Annotated in this window: 21 protein-coding genes; 15 read left to right on the forward strand and 6 right to left on the reverse strand. The window is 38.9% G+C overall.

Annotation, left to right across the window (positions count from 1 at the left end):
• Positions 1-105 precede the first annotated feature (105 nt).
• Positions 106-741: an FMN-dependent NADH-azoreductase gene (locus ACHUE4_RS04785; RefSeq protein ID WP_394188243.1), complete on the forward strand. Its 636-nt coding sequence runs from the start codon at positions 106-108 to the stop codon at positions 739-741.
• 95 nt (positions 742-836) lie between these two features.
• Here ACHUE4_RS04785 and ACHUE4_RS04790 read toward each other — a convergent pair whose 3' ends face one another.
• Both ACHUE4_RS04790 and ACHUE4_RS04795 read right to left on the reverse strand, forming a co-directional pair.
• The gene (locus ACHUE4_RS04790) at positions 837-1,202 is read right to left on the reverse strand and encodes a DUF2500 domain-containing protein (RefSeq protein WP_394188318.1); all 366 of its coding nucleotides are present in this window, start codon (positions 1,200-1,202) and stop codon (positions 837-839) included.
• A 141-nt stretch (positions 1,203-1,343) separates the two neighbouring features.
• Positions 1,344-3,071 carry an ABC transporter ATP-binding protein gene (locus tag ACHUE4_RS04795; RefSeq protein ID WP_394188244.1) on the reverse strand — a complete coding sequence of 576 codons (1,728 nt, stop codon included), beginning with the start codon at positions 3,069-3,071 and terminating at the stop codon, positions 1,344-1,346.
• A gap of 190 nt (positions 3,072-3,261) precedes the next feature.
• Between ACHUE4_RS04795 and ACHUE4_RS04800 the strand changes: the two genes are divergently transcribed.
• Complete coding sequence (locus ACHUE4_RS04800; RefSeq protein ID WP_394188245.1) at positions 3,262-5,427, forward strand: bifunctional diguanylate cyclase/phosphodiesterase; 2,166 nt, start codon at positions 3,262-3,264, stop codon at positions 5,425-5,427.
• A 659-nt stretch (positions 5,428-6,086) separates the two neighbouring features.
• On the opposite strand, the gene ACHUE4_RS04805 is transcribed toward ACHUE4_RS04800, so the two are convergent.
• On the reverse strand, positions 6,087-6,614 hold the full coding sequence (locus tag ACHUE4_RS04805) for a YceI family protein (protein ID WP_394188246.1): 528 nt from the start codon (positions 6,612-6,614) through the stop codon (positions 6,087-6,089).
• Positions 6,615-6,828: 214 nt separating this feature from the next.
• Here ACHUE4_RS04805 and ACHUE4_RS04810 point away from each other — a divergent pair, with 214 nt between their 5' ends.
• The 6 genes from ACHUE4_RS04810 to ACHUE4_RS04835 all read left to right on the forward strand — a co-directional run bounded on the left by ACHUE4_RS04810 (position 6,829) and on the right by ACHUE4_RS04835 (position 12,891).
• Positions 6,829-7,137 (forward strand): winged helix-turn-helix transcriptional regulator, encoded by a 309-nt coding sequence (locus ACHUE4_RS04810; RefSeq protein ID WP_394188247.1) that lies wholly within the window; start codon positions 6,829-6,831, stop codon positions 7,135-7,137.
• A gap of 75 nt (positions 7,138-7,212) precedes the next feature.
• Complete coding sequence (murB, locus tag ACHUE4_RS04815) at positions 7,213-8,139, forward strand: UDP-N-acetylmuramate dehydrogenase (protein ID WP_394188248.1); 927 nt, start codon at positions 7,213-7,215, stop codon at positions 8,137-8,139.
• Between the two features lie 90 nt (positions 8,140-8,229).
• Positions 8,230-9,702 (forward strand): potassium/proton antiporter, encoded by a 1,473-nt coding sequence (locus ACHUE4_RS04820; RefSeq protein WP_394188249.1) that lies wholly within the window; start codon positions 8,230-8,232, stop codon positions 9,700-9,702.
• Positions 9,703-9,819: 117 nt separating this feature from the next.
• A complete protein-coding gene (locus ACHUE4_RS04825) occupies positions 9,820-12,186 on the forward strand; it encodes a penicillin acylase family protein (protein WP_394188250.1) in 2,367 nt (788 codons plus the stop codon).
• Between the two features lie 19 nt (positions 12,187-12,205).
• Positions 12,206-12,550, forward strand: coding sequence for a fluoride efflux transporter FluC (locus tag ACHUE4_RS04830; RefSeq protein WP_394188251.1), 345 nt, complete (start codon positions 12,206-12,208; stop codon positions 12,548-12,550).
• Positions 12,547-12,891, forward strand: a complete 345-nt coding sequence (locus ACHUE4_RS04835; protein WP_394188252.1) for a fluoride efflux transporter FluC — start codon at positions 12,547-12,549, stop codon at positions 12,889-12,891. The genes ACHUE4_RS04830 and ACHUE4_RS04835 overlap by 4 nt, the downstream gene beginning before the upstream one ends.
• A gap of 351 nt (positions 12,892-13,242) precedes the next feature.
• Here the strand turns inward: ACHUE4_RS04835 and ACHUE4_RS04840 are convergent, their stop codons facing one another.
• Together ACHUE4_RS04840 and ACHUE4_RS04845 are read right to left on the reverse strand one after the other, a co-directional pair.
• Complete coding sequence (locus tag ACHUE4_RS04840) at positions 13,243-14,223, reverse strand: DmpA family aminopeptidase (protein WP_394188253.1); 981 nt, start codon at positions 14,221-14,223, stop codon at positions 13,243-13,245.
• A gap of 57 nt (positions 14,224-14,280) precedes the next feature.
• Positions 14,281-14,700 carry a universal stress protein gene (locus tag ACHUE4_RS04845; RefSeq protein WP_394188254.1) on the reverse strand — a complete coding sequence of 140 codons (420 nt, stop codon included), beginning with the start codon at positions 14,698-14,700 and terminating at the stop codon, positions 14,281-14,283.
• Between the two features lie 279 nt (positions 14,701-14,979).
• Between ACHUE4_RS04845 and ACHUE4_RS04850 the strand changes: the two genes are divergently transcribed.
• Genes ACHUE4_RS04850 through ACHUE4_RS04860 form a run of 3 tightly spaced genes read left to right on the forward strand, consistent with a single transcriptional unit; the run spans position 14,980 to position 18,580 of the window.
• Positions 14,980-15,345 (forward strand): ArsR/SmtB family transcription factor, encoded by a 366-nt coding sequence (locus ACHUE4_RS04850; protein ID WP_394188255.1) that lies wholly within the window; start codon positions 14,980-14,982, stop codon positions 15,343-15,345.
• Positions 15,332-17,440 carry a heavy metal translocating P-type ATPase gene (locus ACHUE4_RS04855; RefSeq protein ID WP_394188256.1) on the forward strand — a complete coding sequence of 703 codons (2,109 nt, stop codon included), beginning with the start codon at positions 15,332-15,334 and terminating at the stop codon, positions 17,438-17,440. Before ACHUE4_RS04850 ends, ACHUE4_RS04855 begins: the two co-directional genes overlap by 14 nt.
• Positions 17,441-17,461: 21 nt before the next feature.
• Complete coding sequence (locus ACHUE4_RS04860; protein ID WP_394188257.1) at positions 17,462-18,580, forward strand: GNAT family N-acetyltransferase; 1,119 nt, start codon at positions 17,462-17,464, stop codon at positions 18,578-18,580.
• A 120-nt stretch (positions 18,581-18,700) separates the two neighbouring features.
• Here the strand turns inward: ACHUE4_RS04860 and ACHUE4_RS04865 are convergent, their stop codons facing one another.
• The gene (locus ACHUE4_RS04865) at positions 18,701-18,856 is read right to left on the reverse strand and encodes a lmo0937 family membrane protein (RefSeq protein ID WP_394188258.1); all 156 of its coding nucleotides are present in this window, start codon (positions 18,854-18,856) and stop codon (positions 18,701-18,703) included.
• 118 nt (positions 18,857-18,974) lie between these two features.
• Between ACHUE4_RS04865 and ACHUE4_RS04870 the strand changes: the two genes are divergently transcribed.
• The 4 genes from ACHUE4_RS04870 (at position 18,975) to ACHUE4_RS04885 (ending at position 21,717) form a co-directional block, all read left to right on the forward strand.
• Positions 18,975-19,256, forward strand: a complete 282-nt coding sequence (locus tag ACHUE4_RS04870; RefSeq protein ID WP_394188259.1) for a late competence development ComFB family protein — start codon at positions 18,975-18,977, stop codon at positions 19,254-19,256.
• 74 nt (positions 19,257-19,330) lie between these two features.
• On the forward strand, positions 19,331-19,753 hold the full coding sequence (gene mntR / locus ACHUE4_RS04875; protein ID WP_394188260.1) for a transcriptional regulator MntR: 423 nt from the start codon (positions 19,331-19,333) through the stop codon (positions 19,751-19,753).
• A 23-nt stretch (positions 19,754-19,776) separates the two neighbouring features.
• Positions 19,777-20,643, forward strand: coding sequence for a CvfB family protein (locus tag ACHUE4_RS04880; RefSeq protein ID WP_394188261.1), 867 nt, complete (start codon positions 19,777-19,779; stop codon positions 20,641-20,643).
• Positions 20,644-20,802: 159 nt separating this feature from the next.
• On the forward strand, positions 20,803-21,717 hold the full coding sequence (locus ACHUE4_RS04885; RefSeq protein ID WP_394188262.1) for a DUF1002 domain-containing protein: 915 nt from the start codon (positions 20,803-20,805) through the stop codon (positions 21,715-21,717).
• Positions 21,718-22,619: the final 902 nt, after the last annotated feature.

Here is a 22,619-nt window from a genome sequence, read left to right on the forward strand (position 1 = left end):
ATAGTCTTTGACTTTTGAAGACGGCTCTTTTATTATATTCATATACCTTGAATTGAAGATATTTTAAATCAAGATAAAATTTAAAGCATTAGAGGAGTTATATAAATGAACATTTTAGTCGTAAAAGCAAATAATCGTCCTTCTACAGAAGGCATTTCAAGTAAAATGCATGAAGTCTTTATGAATGAATTAACGAAGGGCAAAGATTTGAATATCCAAACATTTGATGTGTTTGAAGAAGATATGCCTTACTTCGGTCAAGACTTCTTTAACGCAATGGGCAAATCAGCTCAAGCTGAGCCATTAAACGACATCGAGCAACGTATTTTAACTGCTGCTAACAAAGCAATGGATGCTTTTATGGATGCAGACGTTGTCGTGTTTGCCTTTCCGTTATGGAATAAAACAATTCCAGCACCATTACAAACATTTATCGATTACATTTATAGAGCAGGTGTTACGTTCGCATACAGTGAAAACGGGCCAGTTGGTTTAGTTCCTGATAAAAAAGTAATCATTTTAAATGCACGCGGAGGCGTTTACTCAACACCAGAAATGGCACCAATGGAAATGAGCGTAAACTATGTACGTCTGATTATGAATTTCTTCGGCATCACGGACATTGAAGAAGTAATCATCGAAGGACACAACCAATTCCCAGATCGTGCACAACAAATCATTGCAGACGGAATGGAAGACGTGAAAACTGTCGCATCTCGTTTAGCTACAGTAACAGTCTAAAAGGAATAAAAGAATTAAGCTCAGTCGTTTCTTACACGTATTAAACGATATAAAAAAGAGGAGTGGACACAATGTCCATTCCTCTTTTTGCCGTTCTATACCGTTTTGTCTCGTTCAAAGCCTTTATAGCGTGACCCTTGGAATGTCAAAATCCCTAAGTCTTGTTCTGCCAACATACCAAATTCCGAACCATTTACTCGAAGTTCGATACGATCTCCACTTTGTACTTCAAAAGTTACGTAATAAGAAGTGCTGGCAGCAGAATTCCCATGACCGCCAGAAGTTCGCGTACGTTTCGTTATAACTTCCGCAGGGACACTAAGAATTGGAGATTTATTATTCGAGCTCCATTCACTAATACCTTTAACGAAAATAAAAATAAAAACACCAATTATAAGGACGGGGATAATAACGAACATCGCTCCAAATAAATCAAAACCACCCGAAGAATATGGATCCATCGACAAATTAAACACTCCTTAAAATAGTAAGCTACTATATTGTACGAATCATTACTAGAATAGTTTCAAGCGAGAAAAGGAGGCGACCTAACTGTGTAGATAGCTATTATCCTTAGGAGTTTCTACACATTGCCACTCTTCCTACGACAACCCTTGACCTAGCGCAAACTCTTTATATAATGTATGTGAATCGAATAATTCACTATGCGTTCCTCTACCCGTAATCTCTCCGCCCTCTAACACCAAGATTTGGTCTGCATGAAGGACAGTTGCTAAACGATGGGCGATCACTAATGTAGTGCGACCCTTCATTAATACTTGGAGTGCTTCTTGAACTAAAATTTCTGAACCGCTGTCTAAATTAGAGGTTGCTTCGTCTAACAGTAAAATTTGTGGATTGTATAACAATGCTCGGGTAATCGCAATTCGCTGACGTTGACCACCGGATAGTTTCATGCCTCGTTCACCAACTAAGGTTTCCACACCTTGAGGTAACTTCTCGATAAACTCCCACGCATTGGCGGCAATCGCGGCTTCCTTCAACTGCTCGTCAGAAGGCTTTGCATCTAAGCCATAGGTCATATTGTCAAAGAGTGAACCGTTCATTAGTGGACTTTCTTGCGACACGTATCCAAGTCGTCCACGCCAATCACCAAGCGGAAATTCATCTATTGGAACATCTCCAATGTAAATCTTTCCGCTGTCGGGTTCATAAAAACGTTCGAGTAAAGAGAAAATGGTGGTTTTACCCCCACCACTTGGTCCAACAAATGCGGTGACTGTTCCAGGTGTGGTTTCAAAAGATACATCATTCAGGATTTTTTTGTCTTCATTATAAGAAAAACTAACGTTGTCGAATCGTAGTTTATCTTCACTTTGTTTAGGAGATCCTGAGATGGTTTCATGATCAAGCTCCAGCATGAACTGAATGCGTTCTGTCGCCCCAACCGCTTTTTGATAGGCAGTAAAGAAGGACGCCATTTGTGCAAAGGGCACCACGATTTGGAATAAATAAAAGATAATCGCAACGAGAGAACCTGCTGATAACTCGCCCTTAGATACTTGCATACCTCCATAACCTAGGATGAGCACAAGAATACCCATCATTAATAAAGTCATCAAAGGTGAAATAATCGATTGAATGCGTGCTTCTTTCAGTCCGAATTGGAATAGCTCACCAATCGCACGGTCACCTTTTACACTCTCTGTTTCTTCTGCACGATAGGATTTCACAAGACGAATATCTGACAAAACACGTCCAAGTAAACCAGAAAACTTGGCCATTTCTTCTTGCGTACCTTTTGCCACTTTATGCATTTTACGCCCGAGCGGAATAATAATAGCCATGGAAATAGGCACACTTACTAACATAATCATGGTCATTTTCCAGTCAATGAAAAACAGGATGATAACAGAACCAACAACAGAGATAATGCCTGATACAAAAGTGACTAAATGACCTGTGATTAGCTGCTTAAGTATAGATGTATCTTGTGTAATGCGGCTCATTGTTTCGCCAGTTTCATTGGCATCATAAAAAGGAATTGGTAAACGTAAAACTTTTCTCCACAACTTTCTCCGTAAATCAGCCACAATCGTTTCACCGATAAATGTTAGTAAATAATAGGAAACTCCTCCAGCTACAGCTTGAAGTAGAAAAACGCCTAATAATAATAAGATTAATTTCCAATCAATGCTGGAAGTTGTTAAAGTATCAACTAAATTTTTTGTAACTAAAGGAACGACTAAACCCGTTATTGTTTCTGCTAGAGCGAGCAAGATGGCGAAGATGGTAACGCCAATAGGCCATTTTAAGGATTTCATTAATTGGAAAAAAGGTTTTGTCGATTTTTCACTTTTATTTTCCATCAAAATACTCCTTTCGTATCATCTATTGGCATAGAATTGTCTTAAACTGATATAAATATATCATAAAACACATTGACTATTTTCTGACATTGTTCGACAATGTATATGTATGGAAGGATAAATTTAAATGGTATTTAATTACATTTAATGATACATATACAAAAAGAGACGAACGTTAGGGTGTGACGAAGTGTCAAAAAGGCAAATACAAGCTTATGTATTACTTTCATTAATTCTTCTGACAGTCGTTGCATTAACCATAATTAATTATCAAGATACGAAACAATATGTGATTGAAACTGTAGATAATGAAACGAATGAATTGTTAAAGAACTTTACAGACGAAACGAACAAATTTTCGAATGAACGAGTTGCAGAATTAGAACTTATCGCCAATTATTTAGTGTTATTAGATGGTACTGATGAAGAAATCATAGCATTCTTGGCAGATCAACGAGACAAGATGCCCTTTTTCACATCTTTAGGCTTCATTAACCCAGAAGGTGAAACGTTAGCTGGTGATGGATCACGTTTTAAAGTGAATCAGATTGAATCATTTGAACGCGCTTTGCAAGGTGAAGTGGTGTTTAGTGATTTATTTCCCCTTTACCAAGATCCAGATCAAATAGTAACGGCCATTCGACTCCCAGTTAAAAAGGGTGATGAAGTAATTGGCGTTCTGTCTGGTGTCGTGAATATGGGAAATATTCTAGGTTCCGTGGCGAAAGAGTCAAGTCTTCCAGGCAGTCTGTATTTATTTAAAGAAGAACAACTAGTTTTTTCGACGACAGATGAGCCATTTGATAATCGATTCAATTATGCAGCAGATATTAAAGAACAAATGAAAGTAAAAGAGAGTGGTTCGATTTTAGTTGAGGAAGATTCGGCGCATTTTGTCATGTTCCAACGTGCAGGAGCTGATTGGACAGTGCTCGTCGATTCCTATACAAATGCTCTAGATAATCGGATTTCAACGATTTTTTGGCGCAATACATTAGTTGTTGCTGTGACATTCTTGATATTATGCGGAATCTTATTTTACATACGAAGAAACGAAGTACGTGAAGACAATTTGTTGAAACGTGATTTATTAACGAACTTACCAAACCGTGTCGTACTTGAAGAAAAATTGAAAAGAGACTTGGATCCAACAAACTTTAAGAATTTCACTTTATTTTTTGTGAATCTAGACCGTTTTAAAGAAATAAACGAGCGGAATGGCTATCAAATTGGTGACAGAGTACTCTTTGAAGTAAGTAATAAAATTCAAGAGTTTGCTAATCGTAATGATTTGTATCGAGTTGGTGGAGATGAATTCGTATTACTGGTTTCTACACAAGATGAAGAAGAATTAAAAACAATGACAACTGCTTTAGTGAAGTTAATGGGAGAACCTCTTGAGCTTTCAACGTTTGAAAGCATATGGATGACGTTAAGTCTTGGGATACGAAAATCCGAATTAGGTGATTGGCCTGACTTAATGATGCAAGATGCAACATTTGCTGTACAAGAAGCCAAGAAGCTAGGTGGAAATCGTGCAGTCTTCTTCTCTCAAGAATTAGCAAATCAGAATGAACGTGCAAGATTAATAGCAAATAATGTTGTCCATGCACTCCATAATAATGAATACTACATGGTTTACCAACCGGTATATGAATTATCAACGCAAAAAATCAAGAGCTTTGAGGCTTTACTTCGATGGGAGTCGCCATTAATTGGAGCCGTTTCACCCATTGAATTTATTCCATTACTTGAAGATAATGATTTAATTGTTCCAGTGGGTCGTTGGATTATAAGACAAGTGGCACTGCAAGTAAAACAGTGGGAAAATGAGTTACATGATGGTTTCCACGTAGCAATTAATATTTCAGTCAAACAAATGATGCATCCCGATTTCATGAATGACATGAAGTCGATTATTCAAGAAGTTGGTATTTCACCTAGTAGTTTAATGTTCGAGATTACGGAGACGGTCGCTGTACAAAACAGTGAATTAGCATCTGTATTATTGACGGAGCTAAACGAATACGGTGTTCAAACTGCATTAGATGATTTTGGAACGGGTTACTCATCTTTGTCGATTTTAAAACTTTTACCAATACAACATGTTAAAGTGGATCGTTCATTCTTGATGACTATGGAAAATGAAGGCGAAAAGTCACAAATTATTTTACAAGGAATTTTGGATATCGCTAAAAACTTAGGCATGACCACGGTAATGGAAGGTGTCGAAACAGAAGAGCAATTGTTTTTATTAAAAGAAATGGGTGCTCATAAAATTCAAGGATTCCTTATCAGCCGTCCGATGGTAGCTGAACTTGCCATCAAACTGATTGATCAAAAATGGACATACTAAAAAATGCAATTCCTTCATTGAGAGGGAATTGCATTTTTTTGATTAGGTGATACCTGAGTAAAATTCAAGTTCTTAACTTTTATACTCGATCAAAAAAAGTTGATTGGCTATTTTTTTCGCTTTCCGCGGAAGAAATGCCAGCCTCCTTGTCTGTTAAAAACCTATGCTCCTGCGGTTACTCGTCGCAAACGAATTGTGCACAATTCGTTGACTGTGGGGTCTAGCTTGTTTCTTTATTCCGCAGGAGTCTTCAGAAATTGCCGATCAACTTCTAATAGATATCAAAACAAGTTCACTTCAACAATCTTCAATTTCATATTTCATATCTCAATAATAAAAATGTTTGATTGACAATTATCCTGTTTTAAGTGGATATCGTTGATTGCAGCGGAAGGCGGCGTAAAACACCTGCTCCTGCATCGCTGCGCTAGCTTCGTCGCAAAGATTAGCACCAAATCCATTGGTCCTAATCTTTCCAGTGGGAACAGCACGAGCTGAAAACCCCGGAGGAACGAAGTGACGAGGAGATTGAAGCCGTGCCCACGGAAAGCATCCGCAAGGAGCGAAAATCAACCTTGTAGGGATTAATTTTTTTTTAAAAAAAGTCAAAGACATCACCTGATTCCGAATAGGAATTAGATGATATCTTTTTTCATAAACTATTCAGCTGGGTTTGCTTGAATTTCTAGAGAAAGTTTTACGTCTTCTCCTACTAATACACCACCAGTTTCAAGTGCTTGGTTCCAAGTTAAACCGAAATCTTTGCGGTTGATTTTTGTTTCAGCTGTAAAGCCGACAACTTCTTGTCCCCAAGGATTTGTTCCTTTTCCTTCGTATTCAGCATCGAAAACAACAGGTTTAGTAACATCTTTAATTGTCATATCACCAGCGATATCGTATTTGTCATCGCCTTTTTTCGTAATGTTGTTTGCTACGAATTTAATTTCTGGGTATGTCTCAGCATCAAAGAAATCAGCTGAACGTAAGTGGTTATCGCGATCTGCGCTATTCGTGTTAATACTAGGTACTTTAATGTTGAATTGGATATTTGCGCCTGTTAAGTCTGTTTCGTTTGCTTCAACATGAGCATCAAATTCACCGAAATTTCCTCGAACTTTTGACACCATCATATGTTTTACTGAAAAACCTAAAGTTGAGTGAGCTGCGTCTACGTTCCATTTTTTCATCATAATCATCCTCCAAGGGGTTTTTTTATTTCTAAGTTAACTATATATGCTAAATATCTCGATGTCAATATGTTTGAATTAAAATAGTTTTAATTCAAGATAAAATAGTTTTAATAATTAAATGTTAATAGGTTATAAATAGTAATGTAATTACTTATCGCGTTACATGTAGGTAGTTTTCCGTTATAATGGATGCAATAAGAGGTGATGGAATATGAAAGAAACTACTTTGTGTCCACGCTTATCGAAGGCGATGGAGTTAATAGGGAAACGTTGGACGGGTTTGATTTTGTATCAATTGTTAGATGGTCCCCAGCGTTTTAATGAAATTGAGTCTGCTTTACCTGTTAGTGGTCGACTGCTTTCAGAACGTTTAAAAGAGCTAGAAAAAGAAGGAATCGTGGAACGACGTGTGTATACAGATGTTCCAGTTAAAGTAGAATACTCATTAACCGATAAGGGCAGAGGGCTTAAAGATGCAATTGCTGGAATCGAACAGTGGTCAAAAGTATGGTTATCGTGATTTCCACTTGTCAAATCTGCGGTTAAAACGCATACTATACAATGGAAAGAGGTAACCGAAAGGATTTGGCTTTACATGACTAAACAACGTTGGTATGAAGACTTAACAGCAACTTTAGCACATGACTGTGTCTTAATAGATGAACCACTAAACTTGCATACAATGACCAAAATGGGTGGTCTCGCAGACCTTTATGTCACCCCATTATCCGAAGAAGAGACTATTTTTGTAGTTGCGTATGCACATCAAAATAATGTTCCTTTATTACTCCTTGGAAACGGATCGAACATGGTTGTTCGTGATGGTGGAGTACGTGGTATTGTATTAAATTTGCAAATGCTTAATCGTATAGAAATTAATGGAACAAGAGTCCTAGCAGAAGCAGGCGTTGATATTATTGATGTATCAAGAGCGGCGGCGAAAGAAAAGTTAACGGGTCTTGAGTTTGCTTGTGGAATTCCAGGTTCAATTGGCGGAGCAATGGCCATGAATGCTGGAGCTTATGGTGGGGAAATAAAAGACATTATTTATCAAGCAACTGTTTTAACAAAAGAAGGAGTCAAACTCGTTCTTTCTAAAGAGGAACTTGAATTAGACTACCGCAAGAGTGTCATTACAAAACAAGGATATTATGTTTTATCTGCTGAATTTGATTTAGCTGAAGGTGAACAATTAGCAATTGATGCAAAAATCGCCGACTTAACACATTTAAGAGAATCGAAACAACCATTAGAATATCCTTCAGCAGGAAGTGTCTTCAAAAGACCTCCTGGTTATTTTGCAGGGAAGCTGATTCAAGATTGTGAATTGCAAGGTAAGGGCTTCGGTGGAGCAGAGGTATCGACAAAACATGCTGGGTTTATTGTGAATAAAAACAATGCCACTGCAACGGATTATATACAAACGATTGAAATGGTTAAATCTAAGGTAAAAGATGTATTCGGAATTGACCTCGAACTAGAAGTGAAAATCGTTGGTGAAAATGTAGAAGAAAAGCCTTGAATTCTTTTGAATTCAAGGCTTTTTTGTGCTAAATTCACCCTTCTTCCTGTACAATATAGATAACATCACAGGTTATGCAAGGAGGGACTAATGGAGAATTTCACAACAGATTTTGCCATTCTTTTAATGGGTATTTTTCTTTTAAGTGGCGTATTGATGACGAAATTGTCAGCTCGCGCAGGAGTTCCTGCCCTTATTCTCTTTATATTTTTAGGAATGTTATTAGGTAGTGATATTTCTGGACTTATCTATTTTTCAAACGCAAAAGTAGCACAAATGGTTGGTGTATTAGCTCTAATCATTATTTTATTTGAAGGTGGACTTCAAACTCAGTGGAAACAGGTCAAACCAGTTCTTGGCGGTTCAATTGTTTTAGCAACGGTAGGCGTTTTGGTGACTACTTCCATTGTTGCTGTAGCAGCTTATTATGTATTAGGGATTGGCTGGTTAGAAGCCTTTCTTCTAGGTTCCATCGTTGGCTCTACGGATGCAGCTGCTGTATTTTCTGTATTAGCGGGTCAAAATATCAAGCAGAAACTGTCATCAACATTAGAGGCTGAGTCTGGAACGAATGATCCGATGGCCATGTTCTTAACGATTGTTTTCATCGAATGGATTATGATGCCTGATACGTCCGCATGGTCGTTAGCGGGGATGTTCTTTTTACAAATGGGCTTAGGCGTCTTATTTGGATTTGGACTAGGAATTTTTGCTTCTAAGACGATGAATAAAATCACATTAGATGCAGGTGGACTTTATGCCGTATTATCAGCTGGATTTGCTGTCTTCATCTATAGTATTACAGCTGTATTAGGTGGAAGTGGTCTATTGGCTGTTTACATAGCTGCCATGATAATTGGAAACCGTGAATTAAGACATAGTCATTCTATCATCAGTTTCCACGAAGGCTTTGCATGGCTTATGCAAATTGCCATGTTTGTGATTTTAGGGTTACTTGTATTCCCGAGTGAACTCGCTGACTGGGATTTAATTTGGAAAGGACTCGTATTATCATTTGTCCTGATAGCAATTGCTAGACCCATTGCTGTCTTTATTTCAACTAGTTTCTTCCCTTACACACTCAAGGAGAAGTGGTTTATTTCTTGGGCAGGGTTACGCGGAGCAGTACCGATTGTTTTAGCTACATTCCCCATGTTAGCAGGTATGGAAAATAGCCATCTTTATTTTAATATCGTATTTTTCATTGTGTTAAGTTCTGCTTTATTACAAGGATCAACGATTCCAGTCGTCGCGAATTTGTTGAAATTAAACGGACCAGCTGTTCCAAAACGCATACACTCTTTAGAGCTCGTATCCATGGATCGAGCAAATGCTGAGATGCTAGAAGTCGAACTTTCAGCCTCGTCGCCATTCGCTGGGCAGCTCCTTCAAACAATTGGATTACCAAAGAAAACCGTCATCAGCGCAATCATTCGTGATGGTGATTTGGTTATGCCAACTGGGTCAACAAAGTTAGAGCCTAAAGACGTGTTATATATTTTGACGGAGAAAGATCAAGTGAAAAATGTGAAATTAGTGTTAGCCGAAGAAAATATGAAATAAACAAAAACTATTTAGCGTATCGTTGTTTAGATACACTAAATAGTTTTTTCTTTGTGCAGGAGAATTCTATAAATTAGGCGAATTTCATAAGAAAGAAGTCTAGGGGGAATTAGGGGAATGAAGGGGAAACGTAAACTTGGAAAGTGGTTGTTATGGATTGTAGGCAGTCTTGTCTTATTGCTCATCATTGCAGTAGTCGCCATTAACGTATACATAGGAAAATCTAAACCTCAAATTTCTGGTGAAATGACAGTCGAGATTTTAGATCAAGAAGTGACAGTTACAAGAGACGAGCAGGGGGTACCACATATTCTTGCGGAAAATGAGGCGGATTTATACCGAGCACAAGGGTTTGTGCAAGCACAAGACCGAATGTTTCAAATGGATTTAGCACGAAGACAAGCTAGCGGGAGATTGTCTGAAGTTGTGGGAGAGGCAGCCGTGACTACGGATCAATTCTTTCGAACATTTAGCTTAAGAGAAGCAGCTAAAGATTCATGGGATGGTTATGGGGAAGAAGCGAAACAAGTTCTTAAATGGTACGCAGAAGGCGTCAATGCCTATATGGCTGAAGCGAAGGAAGCTGGAAAGTATTCTTTTGAATTTAAGTTGCTAGGTTACGAGCCGGAACCATGGACAGAAGTAGATTCCTTAACGATTGGTAAATTTATGGCGTACGATTTAGGTGGTCATTGGTCGAGTCTAGCGATTCGGCACTGGGCACTAGGGAATTTTCCAGAAGAAAAGGCTCGCGAATTGTTCATTACTTACCCTGAAGACAAACCCGCTATTATCGAAGCGAACTTAGAGAATCAGGTAGAAGTGGCAGGACAGTTTATGCCGGAAGTTATTCCAAACGAGTTCAATGGAAGTAATAACTGGGTTGTCTCGGGTGATAAGACGGAGTCGGGAATGCCTTTATTAGCAGATGATCCACACCTAGGTCTGAGTACACCATCCATCTGGTACCAAATGCATTTGCAGTCACCTGAACAAAACGTAAGTGGGGTCATTTTTGCAGGAATTCCAGGGATTATTTTAGGTCACAATGAAGAAATTGCTTGGGGTGTAACGAATGTAGGACCCGATGTGCAAGATCTGTATATCGAAACACCAAATCCAGAAAAACCGACTGAATTTGAATACGACGGCAAGTGGGAGCAAGCAACTGTTCGGAAAGAACCGATTAAAGTTAAAGACGGAGAAACAATCGATTTTGAAGTAGTGGTTACCCGTCATGGTCCAATCATTTCGAATGTCATGTTCGACAAGGAAGAACCAAGTGCTCAGTTCTCCATGCAGTGGACGGCGCTTGATCCGACATTGGAATTACAGGCTGTATTGAATATGAATAAAGCCACCAATTGGGAAGAGTTTGAAACAGCATTGGAAGATTTCCATGCACCTGCACAAAACTTCGTTTTTGCAGCGAAGGACGGAACGATTGCGTACAAAGCGAACGGAAGAATTCCGATCCGTAAGTTAGGGGATGCTCAACTTCCTGTGCCAGGAAATTCAAGTGAGTATGGATGGGATGGATTCGTGCCGTATGATGAGCTCCCAACTGTCGTAAATCCAGATGAAGGATTTATTGCCACTGCGAACAATCAAGTCGTGGATGAATCTTACCCTTATCACTTAACGGATTTTTGGGCTCAGTCATACCGCTATGAACGAATTGCTGAGGTTTTAAAACAAGGCGATAAACTAACGAAAGAAGATATGATGGACTTACAAATGGACCAGCATAATCTTCAAGCAAGAGAATTTATGGATGACATGGTTCGATCAGTAGAAAAATTAGATACTAAAAATAAATACAGTGAACTGTTGAAAGAATTGAAAAATTGGAATCAAGTAGATGAAGCTAATTCTGCCGCTCCGCTCATTTATCATAAATGGATTAAGCAGCTTCCAATGACGTTGTTTAAAGATCAGATGCCTAAAGACGTCTATGATATGCTAGCAGGAAAAGGCAATATCACCGATCAAATGATGCGTGATGGATATGCAGGTCAAGAGGGTGCGTGGGTAACTGAAAAGGGGGGAGTTGACAAATGGGTTTATCAATCATTTGTAGATTCGGTAGCCTCTATAGAAGATACGTTTGGTGAAGACGTAGGAGACTGGAAGTGGGGAGATTATCATCAACTTACATTTGATCACCCGCTCTCAGGTGCTTCACCCGTATTTGCGTATTTCTTAAATCCGAAGTCAGTACCGGTTGGTGGTTCGAATATTACTGTTCAAGCTGCTGGATTCCAAGAAGATGGATCAGTTGACCACGGTGCTTCCTGGCGATTTGTTGCGGACTTAGCTGATTTATCAAGTGCCTATCATATCGTCGGACCCGGTCAAAGTGGTCACATGAAATCTGATTGGTTCCACAACCAGGTAGACGACTGGGCTGAAGGCGAGTATCATGAAACCGTCATTAGTGGAAATCAAGAAAAAGAGCATGTATTAAAATTGAAGGCTGATTAAATAAGGACGTGTTTCGAACATGAAAAACTTCATATGGGTTGGCTTAGGCGGCATGGTCGGAACATTATTACGATTTGCAGTTCTGGTTTTATTCCCCTCAACAGGGTTATGGATTGCCAATATCATAGGTAGCTTTGTCTTAGGATTTGTCTTTCATAAAATGAAAGAAGTAAAGAGAGAGAAAGCGTTATTTGTCACCACAGGCATTTTGGGCTCGTTTACGACGTTTTCCACCTTCTCGGGAGAATGGCTGGCCTTTATGAAGAACAGTGTGCTAACGGGAACTCTATATGGTCTAGGAATGACCATAACGTGTATCGTGGCAGCGGCTGGTGGTTTTAAGTTAGGGGGCGGATCGAGATGACCCTCCTTTCTTTAGCTATCGGCGGGATGCTCGGTGCGATGAGTCGATATGCAGTGTCTCTAAAAATTCAAGGATTAACCGGGATTCTTTTAATTAACTGGCTCGGCTCTTTGTTGATGGGAGCCAGTCTGTCTTTGGCACTTCTTGAAACAGACTGGAATCTATTTTGGCTCGTTGGGTTTTTAGGTGCATTTACCACGTTTTCGACGTTTGCGGTCCAGGTAGTTGAATGCTGGTTTACAGGTAAACGAAAAGTAGCGGTTTTATATGCCGTGGCTACTCTTGTAGGTGGGTATTTATTTGTTTGCTTAGGTTGGTGGATCTGTAGTTTTTGGGTTTGACGAGTAAAAGATGAAATGTGACGAGTAAATGTTCAAAAGTGACGAGTAAAATCGCAAAGTTGACGAGTAAATGTTCAAAGTTGACGAGTAAACTGATGCATCAATCAAAAAGCCAGCCCTCACTGTCTTGGGGGCTGGCTTTTCTGCATTCGCCAAGTAGCGGTTTTATATAGGTTGGTGGATCTGTAGTTTTTGGGTTTGACGAGTAAAAGGTGAAATGTGACGAGTAAATGTTCAAAAGTGACGAGTAAAATCTCAAAGTTGACGAGTAAATTTATAAAAGTGACGAGTATACCTACGCATCACAAAAAAAGCCAGCCCTCACTAACTTTGAGGGCTGGCTTTCCTTTATTAAAAGATGCCTTTTTCAATGACTCGGCCTAATCTTCCAGTGGTCGTTTCAGCATGAAGAATTGATTGATAAACTGCTTCTTCAGTGGATTCAATGACCGCTTGAAAAAGTTCATTCATCATGGGATGGTCATCACGTAATACCTGTTGATGTACAAACGCTTCTTTAGATATGTGAGGAACTTTATTTGCATTAGAAAAAGCAATAATGATATCTCCGCTTCCGTTATGTATATGGGTTCCAGTTCGACCAAGCCCGATTGCTGCACGCTTGGCAAGACGCTTTAATTGTCTCGCATCAACAGGAGCGTCTGTCGCGACAACAATAATGACAGATCCATCTGGTTTTTCAAGGGTATCCTGTTCCCAGCTGGCTATTTTACATTCGTTAGCTCTCCCGAAATTCGTGAGAGTTAGGACGCCTGTCGTATAAGCCAAGTCTTCATGTTCAGCGATTCGAGACGAACTTCCAATTCCACCTTTCACTCCGTAACAAATCATTCCTTTTCCTGCACCGACAGCCCCTTGTTCAAACTCACCGATTGCGGCTGATTCAAGTACTGCTATTGCATGTTCCGGTCGCACCGCCATTAAACGCATGGAATTTAAATAACTATCATTGCATTCACCGACCACAATATTCAATGAGCTTGTGGAATCTCCAATCTCTGGATTTTTCTCTAACATATAAGAAAGGGTTCCTTCTAAAACAGCACCCACACTAAATGTGTTGGTAAGCATAATTGGCGATTCCATGAGACCTAATTCCTCAAGTTGAATCAACCCGACTGTTTTGCCGAAGCCATTTAATACAAAGCTTTCTGCAGGAACTTTATATTGAAATGGATCATCTGAATGGGGGAGTATGGCGGTAACTCCGGTACAAATTGTATCCTGCTCATTCAATTTTTCCTCTAACGTGACATGACCTACTTGAACACCAGGTACATCCGTTATTAAATTTAATAATCCTTTTTTCATGTGAACTACTCCTAACATTGCAAAAAGACTGACCATTAGTTAGGTCAGTCCTGATTGTTATTTTATTAATAAAACGGGTGAATGTACTCGTTTCGCTACTTTATGGCTGACACTTCCAAGTACCATTTCTTGTAATGTGTTTAACCCTCTACTGCCGATTACAACGATATCATACTTTTCTTGATTCGCATGTTCCACAATAACGGGTCCTGCATCACCATGTAATAGTTTAATCTCTGTATGGATACCCTTTGAAACGAACATGTCTTCAATTGGCAAGATTTTATTTCGTCGGTCTTCATGGAGTTCTTCGCTTGTCAGTTGTTGAACGAGATCTGGAGATGTTTTGTCATAATCCAATACATATAGCAGGGTAACATGAACTTCTGACTGTGTACTTGCTAGAAAAACAGCATGACTTGCTGCTCGTTTTGAGTGTGAAGAGCCATCGACTGCAACCAATATTCGTTTATACATGAGTAATCCCCCCAAACAATTCGATTCTGTATTCTATACGTAATTGATTCCCTAACTATTCTCTATGATAAACCTTAATTCCTTTTTTGACTGGCAAAATTAATCGGTGCGGTTGTTTTATTGTTGTAGTGAACACACATGTTTCGAAGTTAACATTGCGATGAAAAAGCTGAAATAAATAATATTCAAACCATGATTTGAATATCCTTGCTAATCATTTCTAAGGAGCATATACTAAACCTAACAATCAAATGAACGTTTGAATAAGGAGTGAGTAAAGTGAAAACAGAGGTTTGTGAAACGACTTGTGTCCACGAAGAGGATGTTTTAAAAGTAAAAGCAAATTTGCCTAACCTAAAAGGGATGACCGTGATTTTCAAAGCGTTAGCTGACGAGACACGGTTAAAAATAGCTTATGCCTTAACGATTCAAGAACAACTATGTGTTTGTGATGTAGCTGCTATTATCCAGTCATCTACTGCAACTGCTTCTCATCATTTAAGGTATTTAAAAGATATAGATTTAGCGAAATCCGAAAAAAGAGGAAAGCTCGTTTATTATCGTCTAGCTGATTCTCACGTGAGTCAGCTGGTTAAAATTGCATACGAGCATGCGGAAGAAGGTGTCTTAAATGAAAGCATCTGAACAGCAAGAATACCGATTAGAAAACTTAACTTGCGCTAATTGTGCGATGAAATTCGAAAAGAATATTCAAGCATTGCCTGAAGTGAAAGAAGTTAATGTGAACTTCGGTGCTTCCAAAGTCCGTCTAGTAGGGAAAGCTACGATTGAAGAGTTGGAAAAGGCGGGAGCTTTTGACGGAATAAAAGTACACCCGGTTACAGGTAATCGAGTGATTGAAATCGTTCCGTTTTATAAGCGAAAAGAGAATGTCATTACTTTTGTTTCACTTGTTTTATTAATCATCGGAACCGTTATTTCATTCCAAACAAGCGAAGCGGATCCGTTTGCCATTGGTTTCTTTGTCGCGTCAATTGCGATCGGAGGATACTCGATGTTTTGGAGCGGGTTACAAAATTTATCCCGATTTTACTTTGATATGAAAACACTGATGACGATTGCGATCATCGGGGCAGCCATCATAGGAGAATGGCGTGAAGCGGCAGTTGTCGTTTTCTTATTTGCTGTTAGTGAAGCATTAGAAGCTTATTCCATGACGAAAGCGAGACAGTCGATTCGTCAATTAATGGACATTGCTCCTTCAAAAGCTTCAATTAGAAGAAATGAACAAGTTATGGAATTAGGAACTGAAGATATCGAAATCGGCGATGTGTTAATCGTCAAACCCGGTCAAAAGATCGCGATGGACGGTGAAGTGATTTTAGGGAATTCTTCCGTAAATCAAGCACCAATTACAGGTGAGTCGATGCCGGTAACGAAAATAATTGGGGATGAAGTGTTTGCGGGTACATTAAATGAAGAAGGTGCTCTTGAAGTACGTGTGACGAAGCGCGTTGAAGATACGACAATTGCTAAAATTATTCATTTAGTTGAAGAAGCTCAAGCAGAAAAAGCACCCTCTCAAAAATTTGTCGATCAATTCGCTAAATACTATACACCGATTATTATTCTAATTGCGATTGCCGTAGCGATCATCCCTCCTTTATTTGTAGGAGATTGGCAGGCATGGATTTACCAAGGGTTAGCGGTTCTTGTAGTGGGATGCCCTTGTGCTCTCGTTGTATCCACGCCAGTTGCCATTGTAACGGCCATTGGAAACGCTGCGAAACAAGGTGTGCTGATTAAGGGCGGCGTTTATTTAGAAGAAATGGGTCGATTACAAGCCATTGCCTTTGATAAAACAGGGACGTTAACAAACGGTTTTCCTGAAGTAACGGATGTAGCTACAAATGGTGTAGTCAGCGAAGAAGAAATCATCCACATTGCAGCGTCGGTTGAAGCAAACTCCGCTCATCCTTTAGCGCGTGCCATCATGAGCTACGCAGCAAAAATTGATGTATCTCCTGTTGTAGTTGAAAACTTTCAGTCCATTACAGGGAAAGGGATTGAAGCTACTTTACAAGGAATACCCGTGTCTATCGGTAGTATGAAATGGGCGAATGAAAAGACCACCATTACCGAAAAAGTACAAGAAGAAATAGAAGACTTACAATCTCAAGGGAAATCAGTCATGATTATACTCCGTGAAAATATGTATATTGGTCATTTAGCGGTTGCAGATGATGTTCGAAGTTCAAGTCGATCCATTATTACAAAATTAAAAAACCTAGGCATCAAGCACGTTATTATGTTAACAGGAGATCATCCGACAACTGCACATGCGATTGCTAAAACAGTTGGTGTAACGGATGTTCGTGCGGGATTAATGCCAGAGGATAAACTAACGGCGGTTAAAAGCTTAATTGCTGAGCGCGGAAGAGTAGCGATGGTTGGTGACGGAATGAATGATGCTCCGGCATTAGCAGCTGCTTCTGTAGGTATTGCTATGGGTGGAGCTGGAACAGATGCAGCTTTAGAAACAGCGGATGTCGCATTGATGGCAGACGATTTAGAAAAACTACCTTATACGATTCAATTAAGCCGAAAAGCATTGCGTATTATTAAAGAAAATATTATGTTTGCTTTAGGATTAAAAATAGTTGCGTTACTATTAATCATTCCAGGGTTGTTAACCCTTTGGATTGCCATTTTTGCAGATATGGGTGCCACACTACTTGTCGTGCTAAATTCAATGAGGCTCCTAAAAATTCAAAAGTAATGCATGCTCGGAGGTTAAATAATGAGATTAACTGAATGGACAATGGAAGAGCAAGAACAGCTCATTCATTTTATGACGACAAATAATTGGCCGTTTCATGGCAATTCAAATCCAGCTAGAGAAATCATCGAAAAAACAATAGAAGAAGGCGGATACGAATCCGATGAAGTGAAAACGTTTTGGGTGGAAAATGAAGACCAGGTTAAAGTGGGGATCGTCAAAGTGTTTGATTTGCAGGATGAAATCCCAGTTTTCGATTTACGCATAGCTGAAAGCCATCGAGGTCATGGGTATGGTCCAGCTGCTCTAAGAAAAGTAGCTGATTATGTATTTAGTCTACCCGAAGAAAAAATTCGAGTAGAAGGACATACACGCCAAGATAATTTCGCGATGAGAAAAACATTTGAACGAGTTGGGTTTGTAAAAGAAGGTCATCTTCGTAAAGCCTGGTTTTCTCCAAAAGAAAAATCGTATTACGATGCAATCACATATGGAATGACGAGAGAAGATTATTTGCAAGGTACGACAACGCCTGTACATTGGGATGACTCGCAGACAGCGGTGGAAACGGATACGCAAGTGCATCCAGCGATGAGAAATTTTCCGGATGCGTTTGAATCAGAACGCTTGTTAATAAGGGCTCCTAAATTAGAAGATGCTGAACATATTTTGGAAAGCATCAAAATGTCTCACAAAGCATTAAAAGCTTGGATGCCATGGGCTCAAAAAATACAATCGCTCGAAGAAACAACGGAAAACGTTCGATTAGCTATGGCTGATTTTATTACGCGAAAAGATTTGCGTTTGCATCTGTTTTTAAAAGAGACGGGCGAATTTATTGGATGCAGTGGGTATCATCGTATAAACTGGAAGATTCCTAAAGTTGAAATTGGCTACTGGCTAGATAGTCGATTTGAAGGTAAGGGATATATGACAGAGGCAGCTGAACGATTAACTGAATTTGCTTTTGAAGATCTTGGAGTTAGGCGAGTGGAGATTAGATGTGATACCGATAATGTTCGAAGTCGCGCTGTTGCAGAGCGATTAAAATTCCCATTAGAAGGTATTTTAATCAAAGAAGGTCTATCAGCAGACGGGAAGTTGGTTCGAGATACATGTGTGTATGCAAAAACTAAATAATATAAAAATCCACTTGTCCCATATCGGATAAGTGGAATTGATTTTAAAATTCATGAACTGCGTGTATACTTTTAAATCCGTACAAAAAGGGATGCCCGCATGATACGGACATCCCTTTTGTTACAGTTTTCGTTTTCCAGTCACTAATTGGAAAATTAAAATGACACCTGCAATTAATAGTAATAAGTGAATTAAACCGCCGCCGATTTTAAGTACAAGTCCTAATAACCAAATAATAAGTAATACGACGATAATCATCCATAGCATTCTACCCATTCTGATTCACCCTCTCTGCGTTTAGGCTTTGATAATTAAAAGTTACCCTTGATTTATAAACGCTAAACCAAAATACAAAAATAATCATGAAAAGGAGTGAATTCATCTGAAAAAACCAATGTTAACAAATGTCATGGAAGAGATTATTAGTGGACTCGTGGCTGTTTTATTGAGAGGGTCTGAATATCAGACTTTCTGCAAATGCTCGAAATGTGAAATGGATATCGTTGCCCTCAGCTTAAATTCTGTACCAAGTCAGTACGTTACATCTGACTTTGGGAGAGAAGCAGCTTTCAACCAATTAAATTCACCTGAAAATTTAGAATGGATTAATAAACGAATCATACATGCCATTCATGTCGTTGGAAAATACCCAAAACATCCTCCGCTAGAAAAGTAACCTATCCCATTCGTTGAGAAGAATTCTTGTCTATAGTACACTTATATAAGCTATGGAAAGAGAGGATTCGTGTAATGCCGACACCCAGTATGGAAGATCATATCGAACAAATATATATGTTAATTGAACAAAAAGGATATGCGCGTGTTTCGGATATTGCTGAATCTCTTTCAGTTCTTCCTTCTTCCGTTACAAAAATGGTGCAAAAACTTGATAAAGATGGATATCTTGTTTATGAAAGATATCGTGGACTAATGCTTACGCCTAAAGGCTTAAAGCTTGGGAAACGTCTTGTGAAACGTCACGACTTGCTGGAACAATTTTTGCGATTAATCGGAGTACAAGAAGATTTAATATACGACGATGTAGAAGGGATCGAACATCATTTGAGTTGGAATTCGATTGACCGAATTGCAGATTTAATTCAAGTGATGGAAGAAAACCCTCAATTTATTCAAAAGCTTGAAGAACTGAAAGAAAGTCAGCAATCTGACTAACAGGATTGAAAGGAGTGCGTTGAATGAGTGAATTAGTTTCTGGTGATATCGTTGAACTTCAAGTTAAGAAGAAGGACGAGTCTAAATGGATTTTGTCTAATGGTGAAATTGAAATTCCTATTAATAGTTCGGAGGCTCCTGAAGAAGTACAAGAAGGCGACACGATCAAAGTATTTTTATTCATGGATCGTCGTGGCAACCTAAGTGCTACTGCAACATTGCCACAAATTACGAAAGATACATTTGGTTGGGCTCGTGTTATTAAAACGGATGACCGCGATGGAGTTTCTGTTGATATAGGAAGTTCTCGGGAAGTTATGGTAAAAGGAACCGATTTGCCTCTTATTAAATCTTTGTGGCCAAAAATTGGTGACCATCTGTACATGTCATTACGTACAGATTACAAAGGGAATTTGTTTGGTCGATTAGCAACTGAAGACAAAGTGGCAGAGTCGTTCGTAGAAGCACCAACATCTGTTTTCAATGAAAACTTGAAAGCTCGTGCTTATCGATTATTACCAGTCGGATCATTCTTTATTTCCACACCACAAGGTTACCGAGTTTTTGTTCATCATACGGAACAATTGGCAGAACCGCGTTTAGGGGAAGAAGTTGAAGTACGCATAATTGGTGTAAAAGAAGATGGTTCGTTAAATGGCTCCATGTTGCCACGTAAGCAAGAACGTTTAGGTGATGATGCAGAAACTGTTTATCGCTACATACAACAAGCGGGCGGGAAAATGCCGTTTACAGACAAGTCATCTCCAGATGAAATTTTTGAGATGTTCAATTTAAGTAAAGCAGCTTTCAAGCGTGCTTTAGGTAAGTTAATGAAAGAAGGAAAAGTCGAGCAAAAAGACGGCTGGACCATTGTGAAATCTGTCATTTAGGTTTATAAAAAGAATACTTAGGGCACAAAAAGAGAAAGAGGGTTTTTCCTCCTTGAAACTTTTTGTGCTTTTTTTCGTAATTATACATAGGGTAATAAATATGTAAGTAGATACTACCCGAGGATTAAATAGATTTTTAAGATTGGAAGGAGAAAATATATGAAAAAAATAGGGTTTAAATTAGCTTCGATCTTTTTAGCGAGTTTATTAGTACTACCTACTGGAGCGATGGCAAGTACAGGTTCGTCATCTAACGGAGAAGGCATTAATGAAAAATTCGGTATGCCAATCGTGGTCTATGGTGCAGACTTGACAGAATCTGAAAAGGCGAGCGTAAAAGAAAGTCTTAGCGTAGCAGATGAAGCTGAAGTTGAAGAAATCACGGTTGATGGTGACGATTTAGTCACTTACATTAAAGATGGAGATGCTTCAGCAAGAATGTTCTCCTCCGCAAAAATTACCCGTCAAGATAAAGGCAAAGGCTTAGTTATCGATATCGTAACAGAAGAAAATATCACACAAGTAACAGCTGAAATGTATGCAAATGCCATGCTAACAGCTGGTATCGAAGATGCAACAGTTGAAGTCGCTGCTCCGAAAAAAGTAACGGGTCACTCGGCACTCGTTGGGATCTACAAAGCGTATGAAGTTAGTGGTGAAAAACTCGATACAGAACGTACAGATGTAGCCAATGAAGAACTTTCAGTCGCAACCATTCTTTCCAATGAATCGGGTGTGGATGAAGAAAAAGTAAGTGAGTTATTAACAGCAATTAAAAAAGACATTGCTGAATTAAATCCAGCTTCTAAAGAAGAAGTAGAAAAAATTGTACAAGATCAATTAACAAAACTTCAAATTGAACTAAGCCCAGAAGATCGACAACTTCTTGTTGATCTAATGGACCGCATTCGACAATTAGATATCGACTTCAGTCAATGGTCAACGCAACTAGATGACTTAAGTAAAACAATTGAAGACAAATTAGGGAATATCGTTGATAACGAAGGTTTTTGGCAAGGTGTAAAAAACTTTTTTAACAACTTAATCGATTCAATCCGCGGATTGTTTAACTAATAATGTGAAAGCCTCCTATTTGGGAGGCTTTTTGTTTTGTAGACAAATAAAAATGGTGATTTCCATTGCGACGGACGCTTTCTGCGAGCACTTCCTCAGCCGCTTCCCTCGCGATGCTCAGTCCAGGGTCTTCATATAGTGCTTATCTCGCTAGAGTCGCCTTTTCCATTCCAATCCGTAACCTACTAAAGATATCACCAAGTCAACTAGGTTATGAGACGTGTTTGATTGATAAAAGGTTGAATTTGATTGATAAATCGTCAGTTTGATTGATAAATGTCTAATTTGATTGATAAACCCTTCATTTTGATTGATAAATGTTCAAAGGCAAAACAACCCTATAAAATCTGTCCCATTAACCAAGTACACTCCTCATTGAAACTCGCTTCTTGCAACAGAAGCGAAGCGAAAACCAAAACCATTTAAATGGCAGCCATTCCGCTGGCTGCTCCATGTCTCTTTGCTGTTGGCGAGTGTAAGTCGGTTCACCTAGTCAACTAGGTTGTGAGACGTGTTTGATTGATAAAAGGTTGAGTTTGATTGATAAATCGTCAGTTTGATTGATAAATGTTTAATTTGATTGATAAACCCTTCATTTTGATTGATAAATGTTCAAAAGCAAATCAATCCTATAAAATCCGTCTCATTAACCAAGTGCTCTCCTCATTGAAACCCGATTCTTTCAACAGAAGCGAAGCGAAAACCAAAACCATTTAAATGGGAGCCATTTCGCTGGGCGCTCCATGTCTCTTAGATGTTGACGAGTTTAGATGGTGTGGATTACTTAGTTTAATAGGCTGTGAAACCGGTTTGATTTCCATTTTCATGGATAATCCATTTGTAGTTAACCAAAACTAATATATACTATCTCAAACCGAGTTGAAGAAATTGTAAAATGTTAG

The sequence above is a fragment of the Paenisporosarcina quisquiliarum genome (assembly GCF_043641925.1).
Taxonomy (GTDB): Bacteria; Bacillota; Bacilli; order Bacillales_A; family Planococcaceae; genus Paenisporosarcina; species Paenisporosarcina quisquiliarum_A.